General features: G+C 52.0%; 1 pseudogene. It reads right to left on the bottom strand.

Features of this window, described 5'->3' with window-relative positions:
• Positions 1-244, bottom strand: a pseudogene (locus MFF64_RS37250) (glycosyl transferase); the annotation flags it as partial.

Genomic DNA, 244 nt, shown 5'->3' with positions numbered 1-244 from the left:
ATTTCCTCCTCCCAAAACCCCATGGTCGTACGGTTGAGGTAGGCCTGCAAAGCTTTACGTTTTTCGCCGCAGTCACGATAACTGTCTGCTAGATAGTACATATAGCGCGACAATAGATATGGATCTTTTTCAATCTTCAGAGCTTTTTCGAAAATCTCAGCGTCCTGTGCATACGTGCTCTCATCGCGACGCCGCGCGCCATCGTGCCCCCGTCGCATTGCGAGCGGCAACGACGTGTCAGTCC

Origin of the sequence: Methylobacterium frigidaeris (genome assembly GCF_022179185.1) — a bacterium.
Taxonomy (GTDB): Bacteria; Pseudomonadota; Alphaproteobacteria; order Rhizobiales; family Beijerinckiaceae; genus Methylobacterium; species Methylobacterium frigidaeris.
This window is presented reverse-complemented; position numbering and strand designations above follow the sequence as displayed.